This is a genomic window from Sphingopyxis sp. H073, from assembly GCF_001468395.1.
In the GTDB taxonomy this organism is placed as follows: domain Bacteria; phylum Pseudomonadota; class Alphaproteobacteria; order Sphingomonadales; family Sphingomonadaceae; genus Sphingopyxis.
This window is the reverse complement of record NZ_LNSG01000018.1, coordinates 1-26,346: the sequence shown is the minus strand read 5'-3', so window position 1 is coordinate 26,346 and position 26,346 is coordinate 1. Positions and strand designations below refer to the sequence as shown.

Sequence of the window (26,346 nt, the reverse complement as noted above, 5' to 3'; positions counted from 1 at the left end):
CGTGCCGAGCCCCGAGATTTCGGCGAGCGTCTGCCCCGCGGCAAGCGTCACGCCCGCACGCGCGCCCAGCGTCTGGACTACGCCGCCGATCGGCGCGCGGACGGTCATCCGGCCGCCGGTGCGTCCGGTCCGGTCGACTTCGACAATCACGCCTTCGGGCATGCCCATCAACCGCAGCCGCTGCCGCGCCGCCGCAGTGAGGTCGGGACGTCCGAGTTTCTTGACGCTCAGATATTCGGTCTGCGCGCCGCCCCATTCGGGCAATTGCAGGTCGGCGATCGGCGTGCCGGCGCCGATGACGTCGCCGGGCGCGAGGCGATAGACGCGCTCGACGAATCCGCCCGAGCGCGCCTGGACGATCGTGACGTCGCGCTGGTTGAAATCGATGCTGCCGTTGACGTCGAAGGTCGCCGCGAGGCTGCCCATTTCGGCCACGACCACCCTTATGCCGAGGCTCTGCCGCGCGGCAGGATCGACCGACACGCCCGGTGCCGCGCCGCTGCCCTCGTCGGCATATTTGGGCTCGAGCTGCATGTCCATGAAGGGCGACTTGCCGGGCTTGTCGAATTTCTGGTTCGGGAACATCGGATCATAATAATAGAGGATCTTGCGCCCGCCGCTGCCTGCCGCTTCGCTTGGCGCATCGCTCTGACCGCTCTGTCCCAGCCAGTAACCGCTGCCGCCCGCGATCAGCACCGCGGCCAATATTCCGGCGCGCCAACGCGCCGCTGATGTTGCATCGGTCATCGACCTGCCTCCCCATAAATAGTGTTGATCCGGATCGCGTCGCGCGCGACCTCGGCTTCGCGAGCGAGCGCATCGACTTCGGCCTCGGCGAGCGCGAGTGTCGACAGGAGTGCGGTCCCGAGATCGAGCTTTCCGGCGGCGTAGCTGGCGAGATCGAGCTCGGCGCGCTTCTTCGCGAGCGGCACGAGCCGCGTGCGCGCATTGGCGAGTTGTTCATGATGCATGCGGTGATCGGCGAGATCGGCGTCGAGCCCCGCCGCGATGTCGCGCTTGGCGGCCTCACGGTCGAGCCGGGCGCGCGTCGCCTCGCTGGCGCGCGCGGCGATCTTGGGATCCTGCCGCCTTTTCGAGAAGAAGGGCAGATCTACGGTGACGCCAACCGTGACGAGGTCGCCAAAATTGGGCTCGCGCCGAGTCGGGGCGCTTGTCTGCGCGGGCGAGACCGGTCTCGGCATCGGCGGCGAGGGCGCGGGCATCGAGCGCGCGCAGCCTTGGCAGGGCGTCGATTCCGGAGCGCAATCCTTGCTCGTCGATCATTTGCGGCGGCAAGTCTCCCAGCGTGTCGGCGGCTGCGTCGCCGGTAAAGCGCGCGAGCTGCGCGCGGGCGCGGGCAATCTCGGCGGCGAGTGCGCTGCGGCGATCATTGATCGCGGCGCGAAGCTGATCGGGTTCAAGCGCCTGTGCCGGGCGCGCAGCGCCGCTGGCCAGCCGCGCGGTCACCGTCGCTTGAAGGTCTTCAAGACCAGAATCGAGCAGGTCGAGTTCCTTGAGACGCTTCTTGGCGTAGTAAAGGTCGACCCAGGCAAGCGCGGTCGCGAGCCTGATATCCTGCGCGGTGACCGCCTCGTCGGCGCGGGCGATTCCGATGTCGGCCTGCGCACGCGTTGCGCGCGCGCGGCGCTTGGCGGGGTTCGGGAACTCCTGGCTGACGCCGACGACCTGCATCGTGAAGTCGTCGCGATTGAACCGGCCCGCGTCGGGCCCGGTCACCGGGAAATCCTGCAGGACGATATTGAGTTTCGGGTCGGGCAGCCGGTCGGCGGCGATCGCCGCCGATTGGGCAGCATCGATGCCGGCTTCGCGACCCTGCAATTCGGGCGCCTCTGATGCCGCGCGGTCGAGCGCCGTATCGAGCGTCATCGGCTCGGCATGTAGCGCCGCGGGCGTCGGGATAAGCAAAACTGCCGCAAGATATATGCGCATATGTCCCCCTCTTTCGAGTCAGGCGGAAATGTCCCCCGGCACGTCGGCCGGGGGACGGAAGCCGTCAGCCCTTGGAGGGCGACATGCGATGTCCGGGCATGTCGTGCATGCAGCCCGCTGCGTCGGTCTTCATCATGGTGCAGTCGCAGGCCGCCATATTCATTGATGCGTCTTTGACCCACACGCGAACGCGCGGGTTGATATTGGACTTGTTCGGTCCCGGCACCTGGCGGGTCTGCCATTCATAATGACCGCCGCTCGCGTCCTGCGCGGACACGGGAGCGGCAAGGGTTGCGGCCGCGAGCGCGGCAACGACAAAAATCGTCTTCATGGTGAAATTCCTCGGTTGAAAAGCTGGGAGACACGCGCCGGGGAGACCGGCGCGCATCGCGCGTTTCAGCCGCGGAATAGAGGCGGTTCGGGCTCGGGACCGACGATTCGGCCCGTCAAGCGAACGGCAGGCCGCGCGTCTACCGGCGCCGGCCGATAGGCGGCCGCCTCCAGCGAGGCGGCGGGCGCCGCGACCGCCAGCGGCAGCGCGCAGCCCATCTTGGCGATGCAATCGAGGGTCAGGCCCTTGCAGGGTGCGCTATCTTGGGACTTGTCGATTCCCATCATCTCGGCGCATTCGTCGCTCATCGCCGCGGTAGTCGTGGTTGCGGCTGCCGGGATCGCCGGCGCGGAGGCGAACGCGGCTTCCTGTGCCAGGAGGCCGAGGACGGCTCCGACAAGAAGCAGGAAGGTGAGCCAGCGTTTCACGGTAAAAGCATGATCCTTGTCAAACTTGGCGTCAATTCGAAACTGGAGGAAGATCCCGCCGACCTGTTCGCCGGCGGTCCCCTCACGGTTACACCGGGCCCGGTTAATTATGGCCCATCGTCATGGCAGCGGGCGCGAGCAGCATCCACAGCGCCATGGCGATCATCATCAGATTCTCGGTCAGCGATATGAAGCCCAGCGGCACATTGCTGTCGCCGCCGACGCAGGCGCATTTAAGTTCGCGCTTGTCGATATAGACCGCCTTGAAGACAGAGACGGCGCCGATGCTCCCTATGAAGAGCGCGACCGGGATCGAAATCCAGCTCAGCGCGCCGGAAATCATCAGGATGCCCGCGAGCGCCTCGGCGAACGGATAGATGGTGGCGTAGGGCACCCACCGCTTGGCGAGCAGGTCATAGTTCAGGAACATGCTCGAGAAGCTCTCGATGTCGCGGAGCTTGAGGAAGGCAAGCAACGCCATGCTGAACCCGATAAACCATTCGGCGGCACGGATTGTGAAGGGCGTGCCCGACACCGCTTGGCTGGCGGCCAGCGCCATCAGCGCGGTGATAGAGAAGAGCGCGATGACGGGCTTATAGGTAAGCGCCTTAGGATCGCGGACTTTCAGACCGAGATGGCGCCTCAGATCGTCAAGACCGCCGATCCGCTCGCCTTCGATGAAGGTCTGCGGCGTCGTCGCGACGCCATGTTTCGCCTTGAATGCGTCGGTTTCCTCGCGGGTCGTCAGCCAGACATCCTCGACGTCATAGCCGCGGCTGCGCAACAGATGCAGCGCCTTCAGGCCATAGGGGCAGATATGCTGCTCCATCACCATGCGATAGATGGTCGCCCGCGGCTTGCCCGAAACCGCCGCACCAGTGTGCGCTGGCGCGCTTTCGTTCGCGCGCTGAACCTGCATATTCATCGATTCGCCTTTCTTGATTCCCGATCGCTTCCCGCTATATAGGCTCCGTACCATAGTACGGAGTCAAGGCCTTGCGTGACATGACCATCGGCCAGCTTGCCCGGCAGGGCGGCGTCAATGTCGAGACGATCCGCTATTACCAACGCCGCGGCCTGTTGCCCGTTCCGCCTCAGTCGGCCAGCGCCCCGTCGGAAGGCCGAGTCCGGCGTTACGACGAGGCGGTTCTGCGCCGTCTGCGCTTCATCAAATCGGCACAGGCAGCGGGATTTACGCTCACCGAGATCGCCGAACTGCTCGAACTCGACGCGTCGAGCGATCGCGCGCGAGCGCGCGAACTGGCCGACGCGCGCATCGCGGCGATCGAAAAGACGATCGCCGAACTCGATGTGGCGCGGCGCGCGCTCATGGGCCTGTCGCGCCAATGCGCTGCCGCCGACACGCTCCACTGCCCGATCATAGCGGCGTTCGAGCAGATCTAGCCCGACTGGTCTTGGGGGCGGATGGTGCTGACGGCCCGTCTCACCTCCCTCAAACTGGTGTCAATCGGTCGCAAATGGTTCCAGCATCCCGGCTACAAGCGATGGGATGGTAACTCCGGCTGCGACATCGAGCTGAAGGCTAGCGCGGATCGCAGCCGCAGTGTCTCGCCGCTGCCGCGTCCGGAGTTGCGACGGCCGTCCGAAGTGCCTGGGTCAGGCGCCATCGAATCTCCGCGGCTAGGACCGGCATCAGAGCGAACAAATAGGCTTCCACGGGGAAGACCTGACCATAGGGTCAAGCGAGCGATTGCGTCACGTGCACGGCGCCGACCAAGGCTCCGACGAGGGGCAGAAGCGAAAAGCGCCGCTTCTGGATGAAGGTAGGAGCCTTTGGGCGTTCCGGATCAACTTCATCCTGGCGATCTGAACAAATCGGGGAGCCCAATTCCGATGGTTTTACGTCGCCCGAACCATTTTTGAGGGATGAGTCGTTCTGGTGCGTAATCAATGTCAGTAGGGGATGTTGGGTGCTTGAACCCGGAAGCCGTAAGCAGCGGTTTCCGGGCATGCATGTTTTTGTCCTCGACTTCCCCGAAACTCATTTGGGCTGCGCGAAAGGGCAGTTCTTCGAAACAGGGGAAGCATAATGAACAAATTATACTGTTATTCGTCGACGAAGCGCGCAATGCAGCGAAGCTCGATGGCGGCGATTGCGGTGGCGGTCGCGTTTCCCGCGCAGGCTCAGGAAGCCCAGTCGGACGGCCTCGCCGAGATCATCGTAACGGCGGAGAAGCGCGAGGAAAATCTGCAGTCCGTTCCCGTCTCGGTGACAGCGATGACCGGCGAGGCGCTTACGGCAACGGGCATATCAAACGTCGAAGACCTCCAATTTTTTGTGCCGGGCGTGTCGATCACCAACGATTCCATGGCGATCATCAATATTCGTGGAATTGGCACCTCGGCGTTCGGCGTTGCGACCGACCCCAGCACGACAGTCCATTATGACGGCGTCTACATCTCGCGCCCGACCACAAGCTATCAGGATTTGTTCGACGTCGAACGCATCGAGGTGCTGCGCGGACCGCAAGGCGTTCTCTTCGGTCGCAACTCCGCCGGCGGCACACTCAACATCATTTCCAAAATGCCTACGGAGGATTTGACTGGCGCGCTGGGACTCACCGTCGGAAATTACGAGAAGCGCTCGCTGAGCGGCACGATTTCTGGACCGCTTGGAGCGGGCGTCCGAGGCCGCCTCACCTTGCTTGCCAACCAGCGCGACGGCATCTACCGCGACGTCGTCTCGGGACGGCGATACCAAAACGAAGATAATCTCGCTGGACGACTGACGCTTGCGATTGACGCGAGCGACCGTCTTGAGATCGTGTTGCGGGCGGATGCCAGCCGTGATCGCGAGACCGGCGCGCGGTCTGTTCGGCCCTTTTATCCGCAAGGCTTCGTCGATGCGGGGGCGACGATCCCGGCCAATGACAAAGAGGCCGCACTCGACCGCCTGCCGCGTTACGATGTCGATGCCTGGGGCGTGTCCTCGACCATGAACTGGGACGGCGGCCCGGTCACGCTCCGCTCGATTACGGCGCTGCGCAAGAGCAAGGTCGTCCAGGCGCTCGACGTTGACTCGACTGACCTCTTCCTCCGCGATATCGAATTTTACGAACGTTCCCGCAGTTTCACGCAAGAGTTCCAACTTCTCAACAACGATGCGGACAAGCTGCGCTGGATCGTCGGAGCATTCTATCTGAATGAAAAGGGCAACGACGAAATACGGATCATCGAACCGGGTCGTCGGCTCGCGATCCCGGAAAACAATACGACGAATGCATTCGCGCTCTTCGGACAAGCAAGCTACGAACTCATCGACCGCCTGCGATTGACCGGAGGGCTTCGATACTCATACGAAAAAAAGGATTTCGGATATCGTGTCCTGCTGAACGGAAATCAGGTCGATGCCGGTCAGCCCAAATCATCCTGGACCGCCTGGACTCCGAAAATTGGGATCGATTACGACCTTGCCGATGACGTCATGGCTTATGCGTCGGCAACCCGCGGGTTCAAATCGGGTGGATTCCAGCTGGGAGACGGGCGGCCTTTCCTCCCGGAGTATGTCTGGAGCTACGAAGTCGGCTTGAAGTCGACGCTCCTCGATCGCCGGCTTCGAGCTAATTTTTCGGCCTTCTATTATGATTACACCAATCTTCAGGTGGTCGAGTATAATAATGGCGTTGCCAGTACCACCAACGCCGGCAAGGCGACGATCAAGGGCGTTGAAGCGGAACTGATGGCACGGCCGTTCGATCGCCTGACGCTTACATCCACGATCGCTTATCTCGATGCGCGCTACGATGTCTATTTTGACGACGTCGGCGCAAGCCTCAAGGGCAAGCGGCTGCCGAACGCGCCGAAGTGGAACATCACTCTCGGCGGAGAATATAAGGCCTCCCTGGGCGGCGGAATGCTGACATTACGGACCGATATCTCCTGGCGCGACAGCATCTTTTTCAAGCCCAGCAACAATCCGCTTTTTTCCGGAAACGCCACGACCCTTATAAATGGGCGTGTCGCATGGCAGCCGGCGAGCGAAGCGTGGGAAATTGCGCTTTATGGCCGAAATCTCACCAACGAGCGCTATGTGAGCTATAGTACGATCGGGACGGACGCGACGGGTGTCTCGAACCCTACTCTTCCGCTCTACATCTACGGCGAGCCGCGCCAGTACGGATTGCAGCTGCGCTACTTTTTCTGAGGTTCCTCGTCCTGCGAGGTCCCCCGGCGACTCCCCTACGGTCGTCGGTCCCCCTGGGCGCTTGCGCCCGGGGGGAATACTTCCTCTGAACGCAGGACATGATATGTCCCTGTTCTCACCGGCGCCGTTACTTGAACGGCCCTGCTGATGGCACGATGAGCCGGACAGTAAGATGGCACGAACAGATACGGGCTAGTCCCATCCTGAACGTCGGTAGCGCGCGCGATTTCGATGCCCGGCTTTCCCTGTGACGCCGCGAGGATGCAAAGACCAACTGCTTTCGGAGGCCTACGCGTCGTCGGCTGCCTCACGGCAATGGATGGGAGATCGCCTTGATCGCCTTCAGGCCCGTACCGAAGCGGGCAATGGCGACCCTGTTCTGTTCGAGCTCGGCGTAGGGCAGGTAGGAAATGTCGAGATCACCGATCCGGCTGAAAGCCGGGCGTCGGAGCTGAGCGCGGACATCGGCTTCTCGCGCATCGGGTGCAACCAGGAAAAGTGGCGTCGACAAATGAAGATTCTCGCTGCTCAGCGCGAGATCAAGCATGCGGACAATTCCGGAATAAATGGATGTCGAATGCTCGACTTCGAATGCCGCCGCGACCGTAGCCGTCGATTGCTCGAGCCATAAGATGTCGATCAGTCTTATGGCATCGCTTCCTTGAGCGGTTGCGATGGCATGCGGCAAGCTATCGAGGCATCGAGACCCGAGCGGTACACCCTCATGAAGGCGCCCCCGGTCATTTGCCGCTACCCAGACGTCATATCCAAGTGCAAGGCCGAGGTCCCGAAGCCAGGATTGGACTTCGCTATGCGTCCGGTCGCTCTCTTTCTGATTTGCAAGCCCCTTATCGAACTTGTCGGACTGTGAGCGCGTTTCATTCAGCAAGGCCATCCAATCGCGAGCATTTTCGCTCGAACCGCTGAGCGGTGGGGCTGGAAACCGTCCCGATCCGATATCGAACAGCAGCCCTCCTATCGCGCCCAAATCGTTGGAGAGAAGATCCCGGTAGCAATCGTTGAGATCCAGAATGCCCGCGCGCATCGCGAGAAAATGCTCCCAGCTGCCAAGCTTCACATTCGCACCCGTCAGCGCGTTGTAGCCCTTTACGATTGCCGTATTGAACGGAGGCACAAGGGTGGGATGCAGAAAATAGAGAATGTTGGCTACCGCAGGACCCAACCCCTTGATCTTCTGTCTGTCGATTGCGAGGATCCCGGCGACGACCTCCTCGGCGGTATCGCAACAGGAGCAATGGTGAAGAAGTCTGCCAAAAGCTCGTTGATTGTCGGCGTTCTCGTAGATGTCCGGGATTCGGAGTTTGGGCTTCCACAAGAAAGCATGATCCGCACCTTTGAAAATCTGTCGTTGCTCGGCGATTGAATGAACAATGATCTCCAATGACGAGCCCCGATATGCCGCTCCGAAGGTGCCGGCCTCAATTTCGGCGACGACCTGCGAGATTCCTCTTCTGATCGACCGAAAATTCTTCAGTCGTTCCTCCCACAGGAACCAGCTTTGATAGGTCGAGCCGGAATCGCCGCGCCAGCGCTCGATCAGTTCGCGAACAAGATCGCGCTTCATGTTTATAGCCCCCGCTTGATCCATTCCGAATTGCTGTTTTCCACCTGCGGCTTGCCGGCCAAGACAGTTCGCTCGATCCGGCCCTTAGCGAAAGGCGAAACCTTCCGTCCCACCGGCAAGGTGGGCGGGAATGGAAGGTCGAAACGAGCCCGTTCACGCCCGGCGCTGCATAATTGTCGACGACCTCAGTGCCCTGCGTGTTCGCCCGCTCCGCTTGGTTTCTGACTCGCGCCTTCCGCCTCTGTCATGCCCTTCATCATCGCGTCATGGTCCATTGGCGCATTCTGCGTAATAGCCTGATATTGTGCCGGCGACAGGCCAGGGAGTTTTCGGACAAACGCGACCATATCCCAGATGAGACGATCATCATGCGTTTTCCCCCAGGCCGGCATGGCGGTCATCTTGATGCCATGCTTGATGATCCAGAATTGCTCCGCAGCCGAACGTTCCGAACCTTTGAACAAGACGGGCGCTTGCGGATACAGCCCTTGACTCATTTCGGTCTTTTCCATCCCGGGCGCGAGATGGCAGCCGCTGCACATCTCGGTATAGAGACCTGCGCCCGACGCGATCCGCGCCGGAGCCGCCAAATCTGCCGGCACCGCGATCGATCCGGATCGCGCTGCGATGGACTTCTCCCTGAATGTTTCGATGACGCTGTAAGTCAGCCGGTTATGGGGGGCATCGGCCGCTATATTATATAGGCCGAGATAGACGGTGATCGCACCCGCGCCCGCTATCAGGGCAACCGCCAGCAGCGTGAACGTCACGCTCGGCATATGCTTTCGGAAATCGAAAGTTCGAAATCGCTCCATTATCTATCTCCCGCATAACAGGCCTTGAGCTTTGCAGCCGAACGCAATGCGGCGGCTGTGCAACAGATGATACGCACCCCAACAGCTTTGCCCTTGTCACAGACGAGGCAGGCGTTTCCGTACTTGCCGCGACGAGCCATTTCAGGGTGCCCACACCCGCTCGGGCTCATGCGTCCTGCTAGGTGTGGGTTCGGAGAGATCGTGAGGACTAGCCCCTTTTTTGCCCGCTCAGATGCCACCCGCCGGCCGCACCTTCGGCTTGCGTGAGGAGCTGTGGAGATTGAAGATCTGCCACTTTCCGTTGTCCTGTTTGAGGACACTCGTAGCGACGCCATCCCGTTCGATGGTCTCGCCGCTCGCGAGCACAATCGAGAAGCTGTAGGTCTCGGTTGCGATCGCGATATTTCCTTCGCCGCGAACCGAAATCTTGTAATTGCGGAAGGTGAAGGATTTGAATTCCTTGAGTTCGGGACCCATGTGATGGTCGCGATAGTGGGCGAAGTTCCCTTCAACGCCGCCGGACTCGAATATCTGGGCGTCTGGCGAAAAGAGGGCCTCGACGCCGGTCAGGTCCAGTTTCTCCATCGCCGATTTATACTGCGCGAGCGCTGCCGCCGCGCCCTGATAATCCGCAGGCTCGGTCGCCTGAGCCGGGACGGCCACCAGCATGGCCAATGCGATTGCTGTAATCGTCAGTCGTCTCATATCATTTCCCCTTGTTGTGCCGACACTTCACGAGTGCCTCCGGTGGTTTCGATCAGATTCTGGCAAAGCGCAGCCGCAAAGAATTGGCGATGACGCTGACGGACGAGAGTGCCATTGCAGCGGCGGCAATGACCGGCGAGAGCAATAGTCCGAAAATCGGATAGAGCACGCCCGCAGCGACGGGAATCCCGGCGACATTATAGGCGAAAGCGAAGAAGAGATTCTGACGGATGTTCGCCATCGTCGCATGGCTGAGATGCCGCGCCCGCACGATGCCCAGAAGGTCGCCGCGCAGTAGCGTCACACCCGCGCTTTCGATGGCGACATCGGTTCCCGAACCCATCGCGATGCCGACGTCGGCGGCGGCGAGCGCGGGGGCGTCGTTTACCCCGTCGCCGGCCATGGCGACGATCCGGCCCTCTTCGCGCAGCCGCTGCACGACCGCACTCTTCTGGTCGGGGAGGACATCGGCCTCGACGTCGTCGATGCCGAGGCGCCGCGCGATCGCCTCGGCGGTGACGCGATTGTCGCCGGTTAGCATGATGACCTTGATTCCGGCTTCGCGCAGCGCCGCGAGTGCGTCGCCCGTCGTCTCCTTGACCGGATCGGCGATGGCGATGACGCCGGCCGCCTTGCCGCTGACCGCGATGTAGATCGCCGTTGCACCGTCTGTACGAAGCCGGTCAGCCGCCTCGGCGAGTGCGCCCAGATCGACGTCATATTCTTCGAGAAAGTTCGCATTGCCGAGGACGATCGCCTTGTCGTCGACGACCCCGACGATGCCCTTGCCGACCGGCTGGTCGACTCCCGATGGCTCGACGAGCGCGAGGGCGCGGTCTTCCGCCGCTTTGACGATTGCGGCGGCCAATGGATGTTCGCTGCTGCGCTCAAGGCTCGCGGCAATCCGGAGGAGGTCGTTTTCCTCGAACCCTTCGGCGACTTCGATGGCGACGACCGAGGGTCTGCCTTCTGTCAGCGTCCCGGTCTTATCGACGACGAGCGTGTCGACCTTCTCCATCCGCTCAAGCGCCTCGGCATTTTTGATCAGCACGCCAACTTCGGCGCCGCGCCCCACGCCGACCATGATGGACATTGGCGTCGCGAGGCCGAGCGCGCAGGGACAGGCGATGATGAGCACCGAGACGGCGGCGATAAGGCCATAGGCCATGGCGGGCACGGGGCCCAGAAGCGACCAGACAACGAAAGCGGCAATGGCGACGACGATGACGCCGGGCACGAACCAGCCCGAAACGGCATCGGCGAGACGCTGGATCGGCGCGCGGCTGCGCTGCGCATCGGCGACCATCTGTACGATTCGCGCGAGCATCGTGTCGCGCCCGACCTTCTCGCTGCGCATGAGCAGGCCGCCCGTTTGATTGATCGTTCCGCCGACCAGCGCCGCCCCGGCCGCCTTGGTCACCGGCATCGATTCGCCCGTGACCATCGATTCGTCGACCGTGCCGCGGCCTTCTACGACGATGCCATCGACGGGGACTTTTTCGCCCGGACGGATGCGTAGCATGTCACCGACCGCGACGTCCTCGAGCGCGACCTCCTCGTCGCTTCCATCGCTGCGGACGCGCCGGGCGAGCTTCGGTGTGAGGTCAAGGAGCGCGCGGATCGCGCCGCTCGTCGTTTCGCGGGCCCTGAGTTCGAGCACCTGCCCGAGTAGCACCAGCACCGTGATGACCGCCGCCGCCTCGAAATAGACCGCGACCGAGCCATCATCGGCGCGGAACGCAGCCGGAAAGATTTGGGGGACGATCGCCGCGATCATGCTGTAGCCCCACGCGACCCCGGTCCCCATCGCGATGAGGGTGAACATGTTGAGGCTTTTGTTGCGGATTGAGAGCCACGCGCGCTCGAAGAAGGGCCAGCCCGCCCATAGAACGACGGGAGTCGCGAGCAACATCTGGGTCCAGTTGTTCGTCTGGCGACCGACAAATTGATGAAGGCCTGTCAGATGGCCGCCCATTTCGAGCGCAACCACCGGGAGTGCGAGAAGGAGCCCGATCCAGAAGCGCCGCCGCATATCGCGATATTCTTCGCTGGGGCCGCCCGATGCTGTCGGCATGACGGGCTCGAGTGCCATGCCGCAGATCGGGCAGCTTCCGGGGCCGGCGCGCTGGATCTCGGGATGCATCGGGCAGGTCCAGATGGCGCCTTCGGGTGCATCGGCTGCGGCCGGCTCGCGTTTTGCGGCATAAAGATCGGGATCGGCCTCGAATTTGGCGAGGCAGCCTGCGCTGCAGAAATAGTGATGCTTGCCGCTATGCGTCGCGATATGAGGTGTGGTGGCCGGATCGACCATCATGCCGCAGACCGGATCAGTCGTGCTCCCGCTGCCTTTTTCTGCGCCCTGATGATCGTGCATCGCCGCCGCTCCCCGATGAATGCCCGCCTCTTGGCGGGCCAGTACAAACGCCACTGGTCGAATTCACCGTTGGCATCTTACTTGGCGGTTCCGGAACGGAAACCGCTTCTATCGATACGCAACAAGAGCGGTTATCCCTTGGATTTTCTTTGCCCCGTGCCGTCAGGTCCCGGGCTTTCGGGCCTCGATGATCCCGATCGCACCGGTTGGCGTGCGGAACGTCTCAAGCTCGCGAACATCGCAAAAGCCTGCCTCTCTCATCAGCACCGGGAGCAATCCATCGGCGTTGGGCTGGGTGTCCTGGACGCCGTCGAGCTGCTGGATCGTGAGGCGGAACAACAACCGCATGAGGCGGCTGCGCTGTTCCCCATAGTCGGCAACATAGAGTTTGCCGCCCGGCGCGAGCACCTGCCGGGCCTCGCGTAGCAGACGTGCCTTTTCCTCAAGCCCGACCTGATGAAGGACGAGGCAGATCGCAATCTTGGCAGGCGGGGGCCAGTCATCGATCGCCGAAGCCGCGAAAAAGCCAACTCGAAACTCCGGCGGTGGAACAATCTGCGCGGTCTTCGTTCGGGCAATTCGCGTCGCTGCCTCGTCGGGGTCGAAACCAAGATAGCGGACGTCCCGGCTATGGCGAGCGATCGCCAGCGCAAGATTTCCCGTACCCGAGCCGATATCGAGAATGACGTCACCCTCGCCGAGCGCCATATGGCGAACGAGACGGTCGCGCCACACGCGCTCGCGCGTTGTCACCGCGACGCCGAAATCATAAAAGGGCGTCAGGAAGTGATATCCTGCCGCTGGCGTGTAGGATCTTGCTACGGGTTTCGGGTCGGGCATGGCCGTCTCCTTTCGACGCTTTGGCTTGCCGCCGGATTGCGGCCGCAATCGCCGGTCTCGACGAGACGCTTAAGGGCAAACAGGCGCGGCAGTCTTGAATGTTTCGCCGGGGCGACGCGGTGCGAGGCGCATCCGGCTCAGGGCACGATTTCGAACGCGAAGGCACTAAGGCCGGCCGAAGGCGTCACGCCTAGCCATTGAGCGCAGCGGCGCGTGAAGTGCGATTGATCGGCGAAGCCTCCCGCCGCCGCGGCGTCGGCAAGACCTCCGCCGCCGACCAGCGTCCGCACGGCGCGTTGAAGCTGGAGCCATTGCAGCAATTTGGCCGGAGGCACGCCGAAGTCGCGGCTGACGATTTCGCGGAGGCGCGAGGGCGAAAGGCAGGCGACGTCGGCCAAGGCGCGCGCGGTCGACAAATCGTCAGGGGCCGCGAGCACTTCGGACAGGCGGGCATCCACCGGACGCGCCTGCGAGCGGTCGAGATAGTCGGACGCCCAGCGCTTCGCGTCCGCGCCGCTTGCGATGTCACCTAGTCCGGCTGTCTCTATCGGCGTCAACAGGACAGGCGCCGATCCGGCGGACAGCCGGGTGCCGGCACGAAAAAGCGGGTCGAGATAAAATGACCGCACGAGGGCGCCCGGCGGCCCGAGGCGGTGCCGGACATGCGACGCTATCGCAATGGCGTGTCCGGCGGGAACTATCAGGTCGGCATCACCGGAAATTTCGAGGTCGCGTTCGATGGCGAGGCTGATCTGGTGCGCCACATGGTTATGGGGACGGCTGCTCCCGATGCGCGCGTCAATGAGCGCCCAGCCGGTCCCGAGCATGATCGAACCCGACCAAGAGGCGGTGCTTGGGGTCAAACCGGATCGGCGGTGACGAAGGGTTCGAGCGTACCGAACCAGGCAACCAGCGCGAGTATGGCGAGCGCGGCCGACGCTTCGATGATGAGGCTTCTGCGCATGGCTGCAATCGCGAGGTCGGGGTCGGCGTCGACATTGTCGGTATCGGTCCCCGGGACGGCGGCCGCGAGCGCCGGGGTCAGCCGCCAGCGGTTCGCCGCCGCGAGCGCCAGCATCAGTCCGAACAGCGCAAGCTTGGCGAGAAGCAATTGTCCATAGGGCGAGCCGAGGGAACGGCCGAGATTCTCGGCGCCGACGATCATCTGGCTGTTGACGAGGCCGGTGGCGGCGATGACGAGGACGCAGATCGTACCGACGCGCGAGAATTGATCGAGGCTCCGCGCCGCAATTTGGAGTCCGCCCGGCCATTCGCGGACACGACGTGGTGAGATCAGGATCAGGAAGGCGCCGATCGCGCCGATCCAGACCGCCGCTGCAATCAGGTGCAAGATGTCGCTGATCCGGTGCACGGTGCCTGCGGCGCCTTCGGTCGCGCCGGCGTGGCCGGACCAGACCAGACTCGCGACGGCCACCGAGCCCGCGGCCGCGAGTACGGCGGCCGAAGTTGTCGGCCAGCGGACCATCCAGATCGCGACTCCCAGCGCGAGCAGCAGCGCTGCGCTCCGGTAGACCCAGGCTGTGCCGACCTCGGTCTCGCGAACAAGGTCCCAAAAAGGCTGGAGTTCCAGGGAGAGGAGCCCCACACCCTGCATCGAAGCCGCGAGCACGCCCATCCCCAAGATGGAGAGAAGCAGTCCGGCGGCGCAGAGCCATCGCTCTGCGCGCCAGATCGAGGCCATCATCGACTGCGGCGCAAGGCGTTCGCTCCGTGTCAGCGCAAAAAGCGGGAACGCAGCAAGGCCGGCGATGAGCATCAGGTCCGCATAAAGTGCGAACCTGATGCCGATCAGAACGGGGTCCCCCACCGTCTTTTACTTTACGGTGAAGCTGAATTCGCTGCCCATGCGGTGGGTATCAGCGCCCGCCGCCGACCATGTGACCTTGTAGGTTCCGGCTGTCAGCGGCCGCTTGAGCATCAGCATCGCCGACTTGCCCTCTTTGCCCATCATCGACGAGTAAGGCACCTTCATCGGGGCATGATTGGCCATGCCGGGCATGCCGGTCATGACCAGCTCGGTCTTGAGGGTCGAGGCGACGATCTTTTCGTTGAACTGAAGATTGACCGACGTGACCTTCGAAACGGTCGAATTGGCGGCGGGCGTCGAGCTGACGAGCTTGGTGTGCGCGCTTGCCGTGGCCGGCATGAGAAGCAGAGCGAAAGCCGCCGCTGCAGAGGGGAGAAGAGACTTGAACATGAACACCTCCAAATGCGTGTCTGTCCTGCTAATACGCAGGATATCGGCATGGCCCTCAAATATTCCGGAATAATATTCTGGTGTGAGGGGTGAGGCGCTTCGGCGCGTATGTACAATGATGGAAAGGTTTGAAGAGACGATCGATGGATAAGGAGCTTCGCATTTTGAACAGGATCGATCTGCCCGCAGCGCTCGATGCGCTCGATGATCGCATCATGGGCGCATTGGCGATCCGCCGGCGCGAAGCGGTAGCGATGCGCCGCCTGATGGCGCTCGCGGCCTTTGTCTCGCTCGGCGGCGGTGTCTTTGCGGGGAGTGCGATTTCCCAGCCGGCGGTCGCGGCAAGCCCCCTGACCCCATTCGGCCCGCCTAGCGCATTGGTGCCTTCCACCTTGCTGGATGTACAGTAGCGATGCCGTCGCGCCGTCTTCTTCTCTTGGGGCTCATTGCCTTCGCCGCGGCGATTGCCGGCGTGTTCATCGGCCGTCTGGTAGCCGATGCGCCCAAAGCCAGCGAAACCGAACTTCATGCGCTTCTCCACGGCCAACTCGACCTGACCCCGGAGCAGGAAAAGAAACTCGAGCGGATCGAAGCCGACTTCGCCGGTCGCCGCCAGGCGCTCGAACTCGAGATGCGCGCCGCCAATGTCCGGCTCGCGCAGGCGATCGAAGCCGAGCATGGCTATGGACCGCGCGTCACCGAGGCGATCGACGAGACGCATGAGGTGATGGGGACATTGCAGAAGGAAACGCTCCAGCATCTCTTCGCGATGCGCGGGGTTCTCAACCCCGATCAAGCGGAAATGTTCGACAAAAGCGTGGTCAAGGCGCTGACCGCCGATGCGCGGTGAGCGCCGACCTATCGCAATGTAGCGACCAGGATCTGGCGGCCTTTGCGCGCGCGCACCGCGAAGACGCCTATCGCGAGTTGCTGCGCCGTTACAAAACGGGCGTCTACCGGCTCATCGTAAAGCAGATCGGCGATGCCGACGAGGCGATGGATTTGACGCAGGAGACGTTCGTCTCCGGCTTTTCGGCGCTCGATCGCTATGATGGCGAACGCCCCTTCCGCACATGGATCGCCCGTATCGCGCTCAACAAATGTCGCGACTGGGCACGACGGCGAAAGGTGCGCGCCTTTTTCTCCCGCGCGCTCCCGCTCGAAAATGCGCATCACGTAGCAAGCGATGGTCCTGGGCCCGATTCCGCGGCGACCGACAGGCGAGAGCTCGCCAGGGTTCGCGGGGCGATCGATCAGCTGCCGCAGAATTTGCGCGAAGTGTTGCTCCTCCGCGGTGTCGACGAGGTCAGCCAGGCCGAAACAGCGGTCATTTTGCGGGTCAGCGAGAAAACAGTCGAAACGCGCCTCTATCGAGCGCGGACCAGGCTCCGGGAATTGCTCGCGGGAACATCTGCGAGCGCCGAGGGTTGAGGGTTCGACCGCTCGTTCAGGCGGCATCTCCTCATCGTCCGGCATTTTTATTGAGGGGCAGGCGTGCCGCCTGCGTATAGCTTTAGGAACAGTCAGTAACGGTCGGAAAGAATATGCAGATGGAAAGGCGTCGGTTCGTCAGTGGAGCTTTGGGTGGAGGGGCTGCTGCGGCGATGGCCGCATGGTTCCCGGCCTGGGCCCAGCCGGTGTCGTCCGGCATCACCGCGCCGCTTCCGACCGTATCCGGCAATGACATAACGCTGCGCATCGCGCGCCAGACGATGCGCATCGACGGCAAGGTCAGTCGCGCGATCGGGATCAACGGCACCGTGCCCGCGCCGCTCGTCCGGCTGAAGGAGGGACAAAACGCGCGCCTCACCGTCGTCAACGATCTCGACGAGGACAGCTCGATTCACTGGCACGGCCTGATCCTGCCGTTCCAGATGGACGGCGTGCCCGGCGTCAGCTTCCCCGGGATCAAGCCGCGCTCGAAGTTTGTCTATGAATTCCCGGTCGTTCAATCGGGGACCTATTGGTATCACAGCCATTCGGGGCTTCAGGAACAGCTCGGCCATTATGGCCCGATCGTCATCGATCCCGCGGGCGCCGACCCGATCGGCTACGACCGCGAGCATGTCGTCGTCCTGTCCGACCACAGTCAATTGTCGCCCGAGGCGATCTTCCGCAAGCTCAAGGTCAATCCCGGCCATTTCAACATGCAGCGCCAGACGCTGGCGGGCCTGCTTGCCGGCAAGGATCAACCGCTCAAGGAGCGGATCGATTGGGGCAAGATGCGGATGGACCCGACCGACGTCGCCGACGTCAATGGTTCGACCTACACCTTCCTCGTCAACGGCCATGGTCCGCGCGACAACTGGACCGCGCTCTTCAGCCCCGGCGAGCGGGTACGCCTGCGCATCGTCAATGCGTCGGCGATGACGATCTTCAACGTCCGTATCCCGGGCCTCAGGATGACCGTCGTCCAGGCTGATGGGCTCAATGTCGTGCCGACCGAAATCGACGAGTTCCAGATCGCGGTCGCCGAAACCTATGACGTCATCGTGACCCCGGTCGAGGACCGTGCTTATACGCTCGTTGCCGAGGCCAATGACCGCTCGGGCATGGGACGCGCGACGCTCGCACCGCGCGCTGGCATGGTCGCCGAGGTGCCGCCGCTCCGCGAACGGCCGCTCGCGACCATGAAGGACATGGGCATGGGCGACATGTCGGGCGGCGCGATGGCGGGTATGGACCATTCGGGCGGCGATATGGGCGCCATGCCCATGCCGGCGAGCGACCCTTCTTGTCCTCCCGAACATGCCAAGATGGGCCATTGTACGCCAGCGGGGGAAAGCGGCGCGATGGCGGGCATGGATCATGGATCTGGCGGAGGCATGCAGCACAGCATGCGCGACTTCAGTGTCGCGCCGCAGGTCAAGCGCGATCCCAGCGTTCAGACGATCTCGCCGATGCCGATGGATCGCATGGGCGAGCCGGGGCAGGGACTGGAGAATGTCGGGCACAAGGTGCTGACCTACCATGACCTTGTCGCGCTCGAGCGCAACCCCGATACCCGCGCCGCCTCGCGCTCGCTCGACATCCATCTGACCGGCAATATGGAACGCTTCATGTGGTCGTTCGACGGCATCAAGATGTCCGACTATCACGAGCCCATCCCCTTCATCGAGGGAGAGCGCGTGCGGATCAACCTCATCAACGATTCGATGATGAGCCACCCCATCCACCTCCACGGCCATTTTTTCGAACTGGTGACGGGCAAGGGCGACCGGTCGCCGCGCAAGCATACGGTGCTTGTCCAGCCGGGCGGCATCGCGAGCTTCGATTTCACCGCCGACGCGCTCGGCGACTGGGCGTTCCATTGCCACCTTCTCTATCACATGCACGCGGGGATGATGCGCGTCGTCAGCGTCCGTCCGAAGGGAGACGGCGAATGACCCGGGTCGCGCTTCTCCTCGCGGGTATCGCCCCGCTGGCCTTTGCTGTGCCCGCCGCGGCGCAGTCGATGGATCATTCGATGCATGGTGCGGCGCCCGCGCCGACACCCGCTCCCTCGCCAACGCCAGCACCCGTAGCGCAGTCCGCGCCCGAAGCGCCCGCCGAAGGGTCGATGGAGCAGATGGACCATGGGAACATGCAGGGCATGGACATGGAACCCGAGGCTTCAAGCTGCCCGCCCGAACATGCGGCGATGGGTCATTGTACGCCTGAGGCGGAAGCTCCAGGCAAGGGCGCTTCGGACATGGGTGCGATGGATCATGGCGCACCGCAGCCGTCCGATCCCGATTGCCCGCCCGAACATGCCAAAATGGGCCATTGCACCCCGAAGGGCGGATCTGCGGACGCGATGGCGGGAATGGAAGGCATGGCGACCACGAGCAGCGCTAGCGGCACCGATTTGCCGCCGGGCGATGCTACCGCGCCTGCGCCTCCCGGCGACTGGTATGCCGATCGCATTTATCCCCAAGCCGAAATGGAGCATTCGCGCCACGACATGATGAAAGAGAATGGTGCGCAGACCATCGCTTTCATCAGCTTCAACCTTGCCGAATATCAGGCGCGCAAGGGCCGCGACGGGTTCCGCTGGGACGGTGAGGCTTGGTACGGCGGCGACATTAACCGGCTGACGATCAAGAGCGAAGGCGAGGGCGTGTTCGGCGAAGGCATCGAGAGCGCCGAGGTACAGGCGCTCTACAGCCGGGCGATCGGACCCTATTTCAACGCGCAGGCGGGTATCAGGCAGGATCTTGGGCCCGGCCCCGACCGCACCTATGCGACGATCGGCTTCGAGGGGCTCGCCCCCTATTGGTTCGAAGTCGAGGGCGCGCTGTTTCTTTCGAACAAGGGTGATCTGCTCGCCCGGCTCGAAGGCTATTACGACCAGCGCATCACCCAGAAACTGATCCTCCAGCCGATGGCGGAGGTCAATTTTGCGCTCCAGGATGTCCCCGAGACCGGCGTTGGTTCGGGGCTTTCGGATTTCGAGCTCGGGCTTCGCCTGCGTTACGAGGTCGTGAAGGAATTCGCGCCTTATGTCGGCGTCGAATGGGCGCGCAAGGTCGGCGATACCGCGCGTTTTGCCCGCGCCGCGGGCGAGGATGCGAGCGGCGTCAGCTTCGTGATGGGGGTGCGGGCCTGGTTCTAGAAGTTTCGCGAGGTGGCGACACGTCGAGGAGAAATGCCGTGAAACCAGCCTATCGCAGCCTCGCGCTGCAGACGATCGTCAGCGGCGTCATCATGTATCTGGTGATGTTCGTCATGATCGACCGCCTCTCGAGCTTCTACAATAATCTCAACATGCTCTACATGACGCTGATGATGGTCTCGCCGATGGTCGTGCTGATGATCGTCGCAATGCCGGGCATGTTCCCGTCGAAACGTCTCAATACGTTCCTGCTGCTGGGATCGGCAGTTGCCTTCTTCGGGAGCTTCGGGCTCATCCGGACACAGACGACGATCGGCGACACGGCCTTCTTGCGTTCGATGATCCCGCATCACTCGGGCGCGATCCTCATGTGTGAACAGGCTTCTCTCAAAGATGCCGAGATACGCGAACTCTGCCGCGGCATCATCGCGGGGCAGGCGGCCGAAATCGAACAGATGAAATCCATTCTCGCGAGGAAATGACATGAAAAATCTGATGACGCGCCGTCATCTTTTCGGCCTGATTGCGGTCGGATCGGGGATGGCGCTTGCGGCATGCAATTCTGCCTCGGGCCCGGCGGCGACCAGCGATAAGAATGGCGCGGCGCCCGCGCCGGGCGCCGAGACGTCCAGCCCCAAGCGAATGCTCGTTTATCGCGATCCCGAATGCGGCTGCTGCGAAGCTTGGGCGGATATCGCACGCAAGGCCGGTTATGATGTGACTGTCGAGAACCGCGCTGACATGGCCGCCGTAAAGACGCGATATGGTGTGCCTGGCCAGCTGGCGTCGTGCCACACGGCCGTGATCGGCGGCTATGCGATCGAGGGTCATGTGCCGATGCGGCATGTTGCGAGACTCCTCCACGACAAGCCACGCGACATTCGCGGAATCGCCGTGCCCGGCATGCCGCGCGGTTCTCCGGGAATGGAAATGCCGGACGGAAGCGCGGACGCATTCGAAGTGATGGCATTCGGCAGCGACGGCAAGGTTTCTGAATTCCGCGCATGACCTGCCGACACGAAGAGGAGACAGATATGACGAGATTCATTCCCCTAGCGAGCGCCGCCGCGCTGATATTTGCTCTGGCAGGATGCGGCACTGAGCCCGCGCAGCAGAGCGACGTCACACCGGAACAGAGTGAGGTCACTGCCGGTGAGCCGCCCGCAATGGTCGAGACCATGCCCGTAGCGGACGAGCCGCCCGCCGCGTCTGCCCCGGCGGCGCCGACCGAAGAAGCGATGCCTCCGGAGAAATCCCGCCCCAAGCAAGAACCCGCCGCGAAGGCCGCTGTGCCGCCGCGGGCAAAGGCCGCGCCGGAAGCGCCGAAACCTGTCGAACCCGAACCCGATCCTCATGCCGGGCACGATATGGACAAAAAATAAGGAGCATGTGCCGACGCGGCATGTCGCCCGGGCGGTCGAGGACAAGCTGCGCGAAGTGTCCGGCATCGCCGCGCCCGGCATGCCGCGCGGTCGGGCGCTGCTCGATGCCGCAGCGAGAGATATAACCATATGGAATAACCATCTCGTTTATAGCGATGAGTGGTGATTATTTCTGGTCATGCCAAGGCCGCGAAGATAGCTCGGTGGCGAAGCCGAGAGCTTTCGCAAATGGGAGGGGACCATGAGAAAATTGCTTCGCACGAGTGGCTCGATTATCGCCGTCCTGGCAGGCATGTCGGCCGCCGCCGCCTTCGCGCAGGATAACGCCAAAGAGGCGCCGGGGCCAGGCGCGTCGCAGGGCGAAATCGTCGTGACGGGTACGCGGCGGAACGATCTCAAGGCGGCCGATTCCGCTCAGCCGATCGACATCATCACCGGTGCCGAACTGCTCGAAAAGGGCACGGCCGACATGAATGATCTCCTGCGCACCGAGGTCCCGTCGCTCAATGTCCAGCGCCTCGTCAGCAACGACGGCGCCGTTTTTACCCGGCCTTTCTCGCTGCGCGGCCTGCCGCCGGACCAGACGCTGGTGCTCGTGAATGGCAAGCGGCGCCATCGCGGCGCGACGGTCCAGTTCACCAATGTTCCCTATATCCGGGGATCGCAGGGACCCGATCTTTCGGCGATCCCGTCGATCGCGATCGGCCAGCTCGAGGTTCTGCGTGACGGCGCGTCGGCGCTCTATGGATCGGATGCGATCGCCGGCGTCCTCAATTTCGGTCTGCGCCGCGACCGCGAAGGCGGATTGCTGATCGCCCGCTATGGCCAATTCTATAAGGGCGACGGCGAGGATTTCCTCGTCCAGGGCAATGTCGGGCTTCCCTTCACCGACGCCGGTTTCGTCAACATCAGCGGCGAATATGTGAACGCCAGCACGACGTCGCGCGGCATTCAGCGTCCCGACGCGCAGGCGCTCATCGATGCCGGCGTTCAGGATGTCCCGGTCCCGGCGCAGCGCTGGGGAAATCCCGAATCCGAGGCGGCGCGCATCTTCGTCAATGCCGGCATCGAACTGTCGGACGAGATGGAATTCTACACCTTCGGCAATTACAGCTGGAGCCGGGGCACGACGGCCTTCTTCTATCGTCATCCCGACACCAGCTTCATTTCCACCTCGATTCCGCTCACCAACACGCCCGGGGGACAGCGGTTCAGCTTCCGCCAGCTGTTTCCCGGCGGCTTTACCCCAGAGTTCGGCGCGACGGTGACCGATGCCGCGCTCGCGGCCGGCCTCAAGGGCGAATTCTCCTCGGGTCTGACCTATGACCTCAGCGCCTCCTACGGCCAGAACCATGCCTCCTACCGGATCGACAATACCGTCAATCCGTCGCTTGGCCTCGCTTCGCCGACATCCTTCAAGCCGGGGCAGCTCGAACAGCGCGAACTCGCCTTCAATCTGGATCTCACCTATCCCATCGCGATCGGCACATCCGACCCGCTGACGCTTGCTGGCGGCCTCGAGTATCGGCGCGAGACCTACGAGATCACGGCCGGCGACATGGCATCATGGCAGGTCGGACCCTTCGCGTCGGTCATCGATCCCGACACCGGAAACCGCGTCGGGCTGCCGGTCGGTTCGAACGGCTTCCCGGGTTTCAGTCCCATCCAGGCCGGTGAATTCGCGCGCAGCAACTGGGCTGCCTATACGTCGCTCGAGGGCAATATCACCGACGCGCTCCAGTTCGGTCTCGCGGGCCGCTATGAGAATTATGCGGACTTCGGCTCGAAGTTTACCTGGAAGGTCAACGGGCGATATGATTTTTCGGATGTCTTCGCGGTGCGCGGTTCGGTCAACACGGGTTTCCGCGCGCCGACTCCGGGTCAGTCAAACGCATCGCAGGTCCAGACCAACATCGACTCGGTGACCGGAGCGCCGCTGACCGCAGGCATTATCGCGCCCAACAATCCGGTGGCGCAATTCTTCGGCGCGACGCCGCTCAAGCCGGAGAATTCGTTCAACTTGGCCGGCGGCATCGTGGTGAAGCCCTCCAATCGGATCACCCTCACCGTCGACTATTTCAACATCAAGGTCGAAGACCGGATCGCCGTTTCGGGCAATTTCAACCTCACCCCGGCACAGCGGGCGCAGCTCGCTGCGCTCGGCATTCCGGGCGGAGACTCCTTCCAGCAGGTGAGCTTCTTCACCAACTCGTTCGACAGCCGTACCCAGGGCGTCGACGCCGTGCTGACGGTCGGTTTCGACCTCGGCGAGGGCAAGGCCACGCTGGGCCTGAACGGCAATTATACCAAGACCGACGTCATCAAGGCCTCGCCGGTGATCACGGCGGACCGCGAGCGGCTGCTCGAACTCGAGGGCTTCGTCCCGAAGTGGAAGGGCAATGCGTCCTTCACCTATGCGGGCGAACGCTTCGGCTTCGTCGCGCGGGCGAACTATTATGGCAAATGGACCGACTATGGCGCGGCGCCGGCGGCCGATCAGACGGGCGGCGCCGAGCTGCTAGTCGATCTCGAGCTTTCCTACCGGGTCAGCGACATGTTGAAGTTGGCGGTTGGAGGCGAGAATATCTTCGACAATTACCCCGACCTCGAGGCGCGGCAATCACAGATCAATAACGGGATTCAATATCTCCGCTTCGCCCCGACCGGATTCAATGGCGGGTTCTGGTACGTTCGCGCGACCGCGTCCTTCTGATCGAGGCGGGCGCAAGGCTGTGTTGTACCCACTGCCATCAACTGGCGCCCGGCGCGAACATATCATCGCGATGCGATTCGAGCATCGCGATGAAAGCTGCCGCAACCTGGGACATCGGCCTCAGTTTTGGCGTGAAGATCATATATTCGAAATGAACGTCAGGCTTGAAATCACGGACCGTCAGGCCGCGCTCGGCATAGTCCGCAGCGGTCACAGGGTTGAGGATCGAGCAGCCGACGCCTTGCATGACCAGCGCGCAGATGGTCATCGCATATTGGGTCTCGATGACGATCTCCCGATTGACGCCCGCATCCTCGAACACCCGGTCGATGCGGTGACGGACGCCATCCTCGAGCGCGAGCGAGATGAAGGGCTCGCCTTCGAGATCGGCCGGGCGGATGACGTCCTTCCCGGCGAGCCGGTGACCGGCCGGAAGAACGCAGGCTCCGGGACAGCGCAGGAAGCGCTCCATCCTGATGCCGGGCAATTCGCGCGCCGGCGTCGCGAGCCCGATGTCGAACTGCTGGTTGGCCATCCACTGGCGCACGGTCGAGGAACTCCGGGTCTGCAACTGGACGGTGACGCCGGGATGGGTCTTGCGAAAGGCGGCGATCACGCGTGGCAGGAAACTGACCGCGAGCGCCGGAAGCGCGGCGATCCGGAGCGTGCCAGTCGCCATGTTGCGGATGTCTTCGGCAACGCGCTTCAACGCCGCAATCCCGGAAAAGCTCCGCTCGACTTCATAGTAGAAAGCGTCGGCTTCAGGGGTCACCGTGAGGGCGCTGCCGCGCGAGCGCAGGAAGAGCTGGAAGCCCAATTGGTGCTCGAGCTCGGCCAGCATCTTGCTCACCGCGGGCTGCGACAGGTTGAGCGACTGCGCGGCCTGCGTGACCGATCCCGAGAGCATCACGGCCCTGAAGGCTTCGAGGTGGCGCAAGTTCATCGGATATCGCTCCCTATAGCTATTTCTTATGGCCCTAGCATTGGAAGCCTCGTTTATGAATAGGTCGCGCGCGCCGCGCCGCTGGCTCCCCGCCTTGTTCGCCGCTGGCGCACTCCTCCTTGGCGGCTGCGACGGGGAGCCGGCCGGCACCGACGGACAGGAGCTTGCCGCGGCCAAGGGATCGACGCTCGCGCGGATCCGGGCGCGTGGAACGGTCAATTGCGCGATACACACGGGCCAGCTCGGCATGTCCTATCTCGACAGAAGCGGGCGTTGGCAGGGCTTCTTCGTCGATTATTGCCGCGCGCTTGCCGCCGCCGTCCTGGGCGATGCCAGCAAGGTGCGGTTCATGCCGGTCGCCTCGAACAAGCGCTTCACGATCGTGCAGACCGGGGAAGCCGATGTCCTGTCGCGGACGACCACTTGGACGCTGACGCGCGACACCGATCTCGGGGTGAATTTCGTCGGCACCATGTATTATGACGGGCAGAGTTTTCTCGTGCCAAGGCGATCGGGCGTGCGGCTGCCGGCGGATCTCGACGGCGCATCGATCTGCATCACCAAGGGGACGACCTCCGAGCTCAACACTGCCGAATATTTCGAGCGCAAGGGGCTACGCTTCCAGTCAGTGGTGTTCGAGAATCCCGAGGAAGCGAAGCTCGCCTTCTTTGCCGGGCGGTGCGATGCGATGACCACCGATGCCTTCACCCTCACGGTGATCCGCCTCGCCGATGCCGCGCATCCCGACGATTATGTAGTGTTGCCCGAGCGGCTCACCAAGGAACCTGTCGGTCCCGTTGTGCGCAGTGACGACGAGCAATGGGGCGAGATCAACAAATGGGTGCTCAACGCGCTCTTCGCCGCCGAGGAAATGGGGGTCACCCGCGAAAATGCCGCGCGCATGCGTGTGAGTTCGCGCGATCCCGAGGTCCGCAAGATGCTCGGCGGTCTGCCGGGATTCGGCAAATCGCTCGGCCTCGACGATGACTGGGCCTATCGGGCGATCCGCGCGACGGGCAATTACGGCGAAATCTTCGACCGGCACATTACGCCGCTCGGCGTCGAACGCGGGCAGAACAAGCTCTATCGGGACGGCGGGCTGATCTACCCGTTGCCGATGCGATGACCCCCGTGCAGAGGCGGCTTGCAATTGCCGCGCTGCCCTGGCTGCTTCTCGCGGGCGGGCTCGCGCTCGCATATGGCTTGTTTGCGACATTGGCGGACAATCTCGCGGACCGAAACATCCGGACGGGGTTCGGTTTCCTGTTCGACCGGGCGGGTTTCGCGATTGGCGAAACGCTGA

27 protein-coding genes are annotated in these 26,346 nt (G+C 62.9%); 12 read left to right on the top strand and 15 right to left on the bottom strand.

Annotated elements, in window-relative coordinates:
• From ATE64_RS20445 to ATE64_RS20425, 6 genes are all read right to left on the bottom strand, one after another.
• Window positions 1-747 (bottom strand): efflux RND transporter periplasmic adaptor subunit (locus ATE64_RS20445; RefSeq protein WP_197410859.1); only part of this gene is annotated, 747 nt, incomplete at its 3' end.
• Window positions 744-1,109: a TolC family protein gene (locus tag ATE64_RS22290; RefSeq protein WP_231729199.1), complete on the bottom strand. Its 366-nt coding sequence runs from the start codon at window positions 1,107-1,109 to the stop codon at window positions 744-746. The genes ATE64_RS22290 and ATE64_RS20445, both read right to left, overlap by 4 nt.
• Window positions 1,027-1,950, bottom strand: a complete 924-nt coding sequence (locus tag ATE64_RS20440) for a TolC family protein (RefSeq protein WP_231729197.1) — start codon at window positions 1,948-1,950, stop codon at window positions 1,027-1,029. The genes ATE64_RS22290 and ATE64_RS20440 overlap by 83 nt, the downstream gene beginning before the upstream one ends.
• A gap of 64 nt (window positions 1,951-2,014) precedes the next feature.
• On the bottom strand, window positions 2,015-2,281 hold the full coding sequence (locus ATE64_RS20435) for a hypothetical protein (RefSeq protein WP_058455288.1): 267 nt from the start codon (window positions 2,279-2,281) through the stop codon (window positions 2,015-2,017).
• Between the two features lie 65 nt (window positions 2,282-2,346).
• Window positions 2,347-2,709 (bottom strand): hypothetical protein, encoded by a 363-nt coding sequence (locus ATE64_RS20430; protein WP_058455287.1) that lies wholly within the window; start codon window positions 2,707-2,709, stop codon window positions 2,347-2,349.
• Window positions 2,710-2,812: 103 nt separating this feature from the next.
• Window positions 2,813-3,634, bottom strand: coding sequence for a MauE/DoxX family redox-associated membrane protein (locus ATE64_RS20425; RefSeq protein WP_276203603.1), 822 nt, complete (start codon window positions 3,632-3,634; stop codon window positions 2,813-2,815).
• An 80-nt stretch (window positions 3,635-3,714) separates the two neighbouring features.
• Here ATE64_RS20425 and ATE64_RS20420 point away from each other — a divergent pair, with 80 nt between their 5' ends.
• The gene (locus tag ATE64_RS20420) at window positions 3,715-4,113 is read left to right on the top strand and encodes a MerR family transcriptional regulator (RefSeq protein WP_039578962.1); all 399 of its coding nucleotides are present in this window, start codon (window positions 3,715-3,717) and stop codon (window positions 4,111-4,113) included.
• 646 nt (window positions 4,114-4,759) lie between these two features.
• A complete protein-coding gene (locus ATE64_RS20415) occupies window positions 4,760-6,874 on the top strand; it encodes a TonB-dependent receptor (RefSeq protein ID WP_058455286.1) in 2,115 nt (704 codons plus the stop codon).
• A gap of 307 nt (window positions 6,875-7,181) precedes the next feature.
• On the opposite strand, the gene ATE64_RS20410 is transcribed toward ATE64_RS20415, so the two are convergent.
• From ATE64_RS20410 to copC, 8 genes are all read right to left on the bottom strand, one after another.
• Window positions 7,182-8,459 carry a hypothetical protein gene (locus ATE64_RS20410; RefSeq protein WP_011542709.1) on the bottom strand — a complete coding sequence of 426 codons (1,278 nt, stop codon included), beginning with the start codon at window positions 8,457-8,459 and terminating at the stop codon, window positions 7,182-7,184.
• Between the two features lie 185 nt (window positions 8,460-8,644).
• Window positions 8,645-9,238: a cytochrome c gene (locus tag ATE64_RS20405; RefSeq protein WP_223181176.1), complete on the bottom strand. Its 594-nt coding sequence runs from the start codon at window positions 9,236-9,238 to the stop codon at window positions 8,645-8,647.
• 264 nt (window positions 9,239-9,502) lie between these two features.
• On the bottom strand, window positions 9,503-9,979 hold the full coding sequence (locus ATE64_RS20400; RefSeq protein WP_011542707.1) for a nuclear transport factor 2 family protein: 477 nt from the start codon (window positions 9,977-9,979) through the stop codon (window positions 9,503-9,505).
• A 52-nt stretch (window positions 9,980-10,031) separates the two neighbouring features.
• Complete coding sequence (locus ATE64_RS20395) at window positions 10,032-12,353, bottom strand: heavy metal translocating P-type ATPase (protein ID WP_039578973.1); 2,322 nt, start codon at window positions 12,351-12,353, stop codon at window positions 10,032-10,034.
• A 162-nt stretch (window positions 12,354-12,515) separates the two neighbouring features.
• Window positions 12,516-13,193 (bottom strand): class I SAM-dependent methyltransferase, encoded by a 678-nt coding sequence (locus ATE64_RS20390; protein WP_003046415.1) that lies wholly within the window; start codon window positions 13,191-13,193, stop codon window positions 12,516-12,518.
• A gap of 137 nt (window positions 13,194-13,330) precedes the next feature.
• Entirely contained in the window at window positions 13,331-14,020 is a 690-nt protein-coding gene (locus ATE64_RS20385) for a helix-turn-helix transcriptional regulator (protein ID WP_003046411.1), read from the bottom strand.
• A gap of 32 nt (window positions 14,021-14,052) precedes the next feature.
• Window positions 14,053-15,021 carry a copper homeostasis membrane protein CopD gene (gene copD / locus ATE64_RS20380; RefSeq protein WP_003046408.1) on the bottom strand — a complete coding sequence of 323 codons (969 nt, stop codon included), beginning with the start codon at window positions 15,019-15,021 and terminating at the stop codon, window positions 14,053-14,055.
• A gap of 6 nt (window positions 15,022-15,027) precedes the next feature.
• Window positions 15,028-15,411 (bottom strand): copper homeostasis periplasmic binding protein CopC, encoded by a 384-nt coding sequence (copC, locus tag ATE64_RS20375; RefSeq protein WP_011542702.1) that lies wholly within the window; start codon window positions 15,409-15,411, stop codon window positions 15,028-15,030.
• A 164-nt stretch (window positions 15,412-15,575) separates the two neighbouring features.
• On the opposite strand from copC, the gene ATE64_RS20370 reads away from it, so the two are divergent.
• From ATE64_RS20370 to ATE64_RS20330, 9 genes are all read left to right on the top strand, one after another.
• Complete coding sequence (locus ATE64_RS20370; RefSeq protein WP_137870392.1) at window positions 15,576-15,821, top strand: hypothetical protein; 246 nt, start codon at window positions 15,576-15,578, stop codon at window positions 15,819-15,821.
• Between the two features lie 2 nt (window positions 15,822-15,823).
• Window positions 15,824-16,261, top strand: coding sequence for a periplasmic heavy metal sensor (locus ATE64_RS20365; protein ID WP_003046401.1), 438 nt, complete (start codon window positions 15,824-15,826; stop codon window positions 16,259-16,261).
• Window positions 16,258-16,842 carry an RNA polymerase sigma factor gene (locus ATE64_RS20360; RefSeq protein ID WP_003046398.1) on the top strand — a complete coding sequence of 195 codons (585 nt, stop codon included), beginning with the start codon at window positions 16,258-16,260 and terminating at the stop codon, window positions 16,840-16,842. Before ATE64_RS20365 ends, ATE64_RS20360 begins: the two co-directional genes overlap by 4 nt.
• A 113-nt stretch (window positions 16,843-16,955) precedes the next feature.
• Window positions 16,956-18,797, top strand: coding sequence for a copper resistance system multicopper oxidase (locus ATE64_RS20355; protein WP_037553295.1), 1,842 nt, complete (start codon window positions 16,956-16,958; stop codon window positions 18,795-18,797).
• Window positions 18,794-20,005, top strand: a complete 1,212-nt coding sequence (locus ATE64_RS20350) for a copper resistance protein B (protein ID WP_003046391.1) — start codon at window positions 18,794-18,796, stop codon at window positions 20,003-20,005. Before ATE64_RS20355 ends, ATE64_RS20350 begins: the two co-directional genes overlap by 4 nt.
• A 92-nt stretch (window positions 20,006-20,097) precedes the next feature.
• Entirely contained in the window at window positions 20,098-20,487 is a 390-nt protein-coding gene (locus ATE64_RS20345) for a DUF305 domain-containing protein (protein WP_223181178.1), read from the top strand.
• A 58-nt stretch (window positions 20,488-20,545) separates the two neighbouring features.
• On the top strand, window positions 20,546-21,013 hold the full coding sequence (locus ATE64_RS20340) for a DUF411 domain-containing protein (protein ID WP_223181175.1): 468 nt from the start codon (window positions 20,546-20,548) through the stop codon (window positions 21,011-21,013).
• A gap of 26 nt (window positions 21,014-21,039) precedes the next feature.
• Window positions 21,040-21,387, top strand: a complete 348-nt coding sequence (locus tag ATE64_RS21875) for a hypothetical protein (protein WP_003046382.1) — start codon at window positions 21,040-21,042, stop codon at window positions 21,385-21,387.
• A 241-nt stretch (window positions 21,388-21,628) separates the two neighbouring features.
• A complete protein-coding gene (locus ATE64_RS20330; RefSeq protein WP_058455285.1) occupies window positions 21,629-24,100 on the top strand; it encodes a TonB-dependent receptor in 2,472 nt (823 codons plus the stop codon).
• A 37-nt stretch (window positions 24,101-24,137) separates the two neighbouring features.
• Here ATE64_RS20330 and ATE64_RS20325 read toward each other — a convergent pair whose 3' ends face one another.
• The gene (locus tag ATE64_RS20325) at window positions 24,138-25,043 is read right to left on the bottom strand and encodes a LysR substrate-binding domain-containing protein (RefSeq protein WP_058455284.1); all 906 of its coding nucleotides are present in this window, start codon (window positions 25,041-25,043) and stop codon (window positions 24,138-24,140) included.
• Window positions 25,044-25,098: 55 nt separating this feature from the next.
• On the opposite strand from ATE64_RS20325, the gene ATE64_RS20320 reads away from it, so the two are divergent.
• Window positions 25,099-26,169, top strand: a complete 1,071-nt coding sequence (locus tag ATE64_RS20320; RefSeq protein WP_231729196.1) for an amino acid ABC transporter substrate-binding protein — start codon at window positions 25,099-25,101, stop codon at window positions 26,167-26,169.
• Window positions 26,170-26,346: the final 177 nt, after the last annotated feature.

What these genes read in the sequence shown, in the direction of transcription:
- ATE64_RS20440 (WP_231729197.1), bottom strand. Translation starts at nt 1,950, where the DNA reads ATGCGCATATATCTTGCGGCAGTTTTGCTTATCCCGACGCCCGCGGCG.
- ATE64_RS20385 (WP_003046411.1), bottom strand. Translation starts at nt 14,020, where the DNA reads ATGCTCGGGACCGGCTGGGCGCTCATTGACGCGCGCATCGGGAGCAGC.
- ATE64_RS20345 (WP_223181178.1), top strand. Translation starts at nt 20,098, where the DNA reads ATGTATCTGGTGATGTTCGTCATGATCGACCGCCTCTCGAGCTTCTAC.
- ATE64_RS20410 (WP_011542709.1), bottom strand. Translation starts at nt 8,459, where the DNA reads ATGAAGCGCGATCTTGTTCGCGAACTGATCGAGCGCTGGCGCGGCGAT.
- ATE64_RS20355 (WP_037553295.1), top strand. Translation starts at nt 16,956, where the DNA reads ATGCAGATGGAAAGGCGTCGGTTCGTCAGTGGAGCTTTGGGTGGAGGG.
- ATE64_RS20395 (WP_039578973.1), bottom strand. Translation starts at nt 12,353, where the DNA reads ATGCACGATCATCAGGGCGCAGAAAAAGGCAGCGGGAGCACGACTGAT.
- ATE64_RS20325 (WP_058455284.1), bottom strand. Translation starts at nt 25,043, where the DNA reads ATGAACTTGCGCCACCTCGAAGCCTTCAGGGCCGTGATGCTCTCGGGA.
- ATE64_RS20390 (WP_003046415.1), bottom strand. Translation starts at nt 13,193, where the DNA reads ATGCCCGACCCGAAACCCGTAGCAAGATCCTACACGCCAGCGGCAGGA.
- ATE64_RS20415 (WP_058455286.1), top strand. Translation starts at nt 4,760, where the DNA reads ATGAACAAATTATACTGTTATTCGTCGACGAAGCGCGCAATGCAGCGA.
- ATE64_RS20365 (WP_003046401.1), top strand. Translation starts at nt 15,824, where the DNA reads ATGCCGTCGCGCCGTCTTCTTCTCTTGGGGCTCATTGCCTTCGCCGCG.
- ATE64_RS20400 (WP_011542707.1), bottom strand. Translation starts at nt 9,979, where the DNA reads ATGAGACGACTGACGATTACAGCAATCGCATTGGCCATGCTGGTGGCC.
- ATE64_RS20350 (WP_003046391.1), top strand. Translation starts at nt 18,794, where the DNA reads ATGACCCGGGTCGCGCTTCTCCTCGCGGGTATCGCCCCGCTGGCCTTT.
- ATE64_RS20340 (WP_223181175.1), top strand. Translation starts at nt 20,546, where the DNA reads ATGGCGCTTGCGGCATGCAATTCTGCCTCGGGCCCGGCGGCGACCAGC.
- ATE64_RS20425 (WP_276203603.1), bottom strand. Translation starts at nt 3,634, where the DNA reads ATGAATATGCAGGTTCAGCGCGCGAACGAAAGCGCGCCAGCGCACACT.
- ATE64_RS20420 (WP_039578962.1), top strand. Translation starts at nt 3,715, where the DNA reads ATGACCATCGGCCAGCTTGCCCGGCAGGGCGGCGTCAATGTCGAGACG.
- ATE64_RS20320 (WP_231729196.1), top strand. Translation starts at nt 25,099, where the DNA reads ATGAATAGGTCGCGCGCGCCGCGCCGCTGGCTCCCCGCCTTGTTCGCC.
- ATE64_RS20405 (WP_223181176.1), bottom strand. Translation starts at nt 9,238, where the DNA reads ATGCCGAGCGTGACGTTCACGCTGCTGGCGGTTGCCCTGATAGCGGGC.
- ATE64_RS21875 (WP_003046382.1), top strand. Translation starts at nt 21,040, where the DNA reads ATGACGAGATTCATTCCCCTAGCGAGCGCCGCCGCGCTGATATTTGCT.
- ATE64_RS20330 (WP_058455285.1), top strand. Translation starts at nt 21,629, where the DNA reads ATGAGAAAATTGCTTCGCACGAGTGGCTCGATTATCGCCGTCCTGGCA.
- ATE64_RS20435 (WP_058455288.1), bottom strand. Translation starts at nt 2,281, where the DNA reads ATGAAGACGATTTTTGTCGTTGCCGCGCTCGCGGCCGCAACCCTTGCC.
- copC (WP_011542702.1), bottom strand. Translation starts at nt 15,411, where the DNA reads ATGTTCAAGTCTCTTCTCCCCTCTGCAGCGGCGGCTTTCGCTCTGCTT.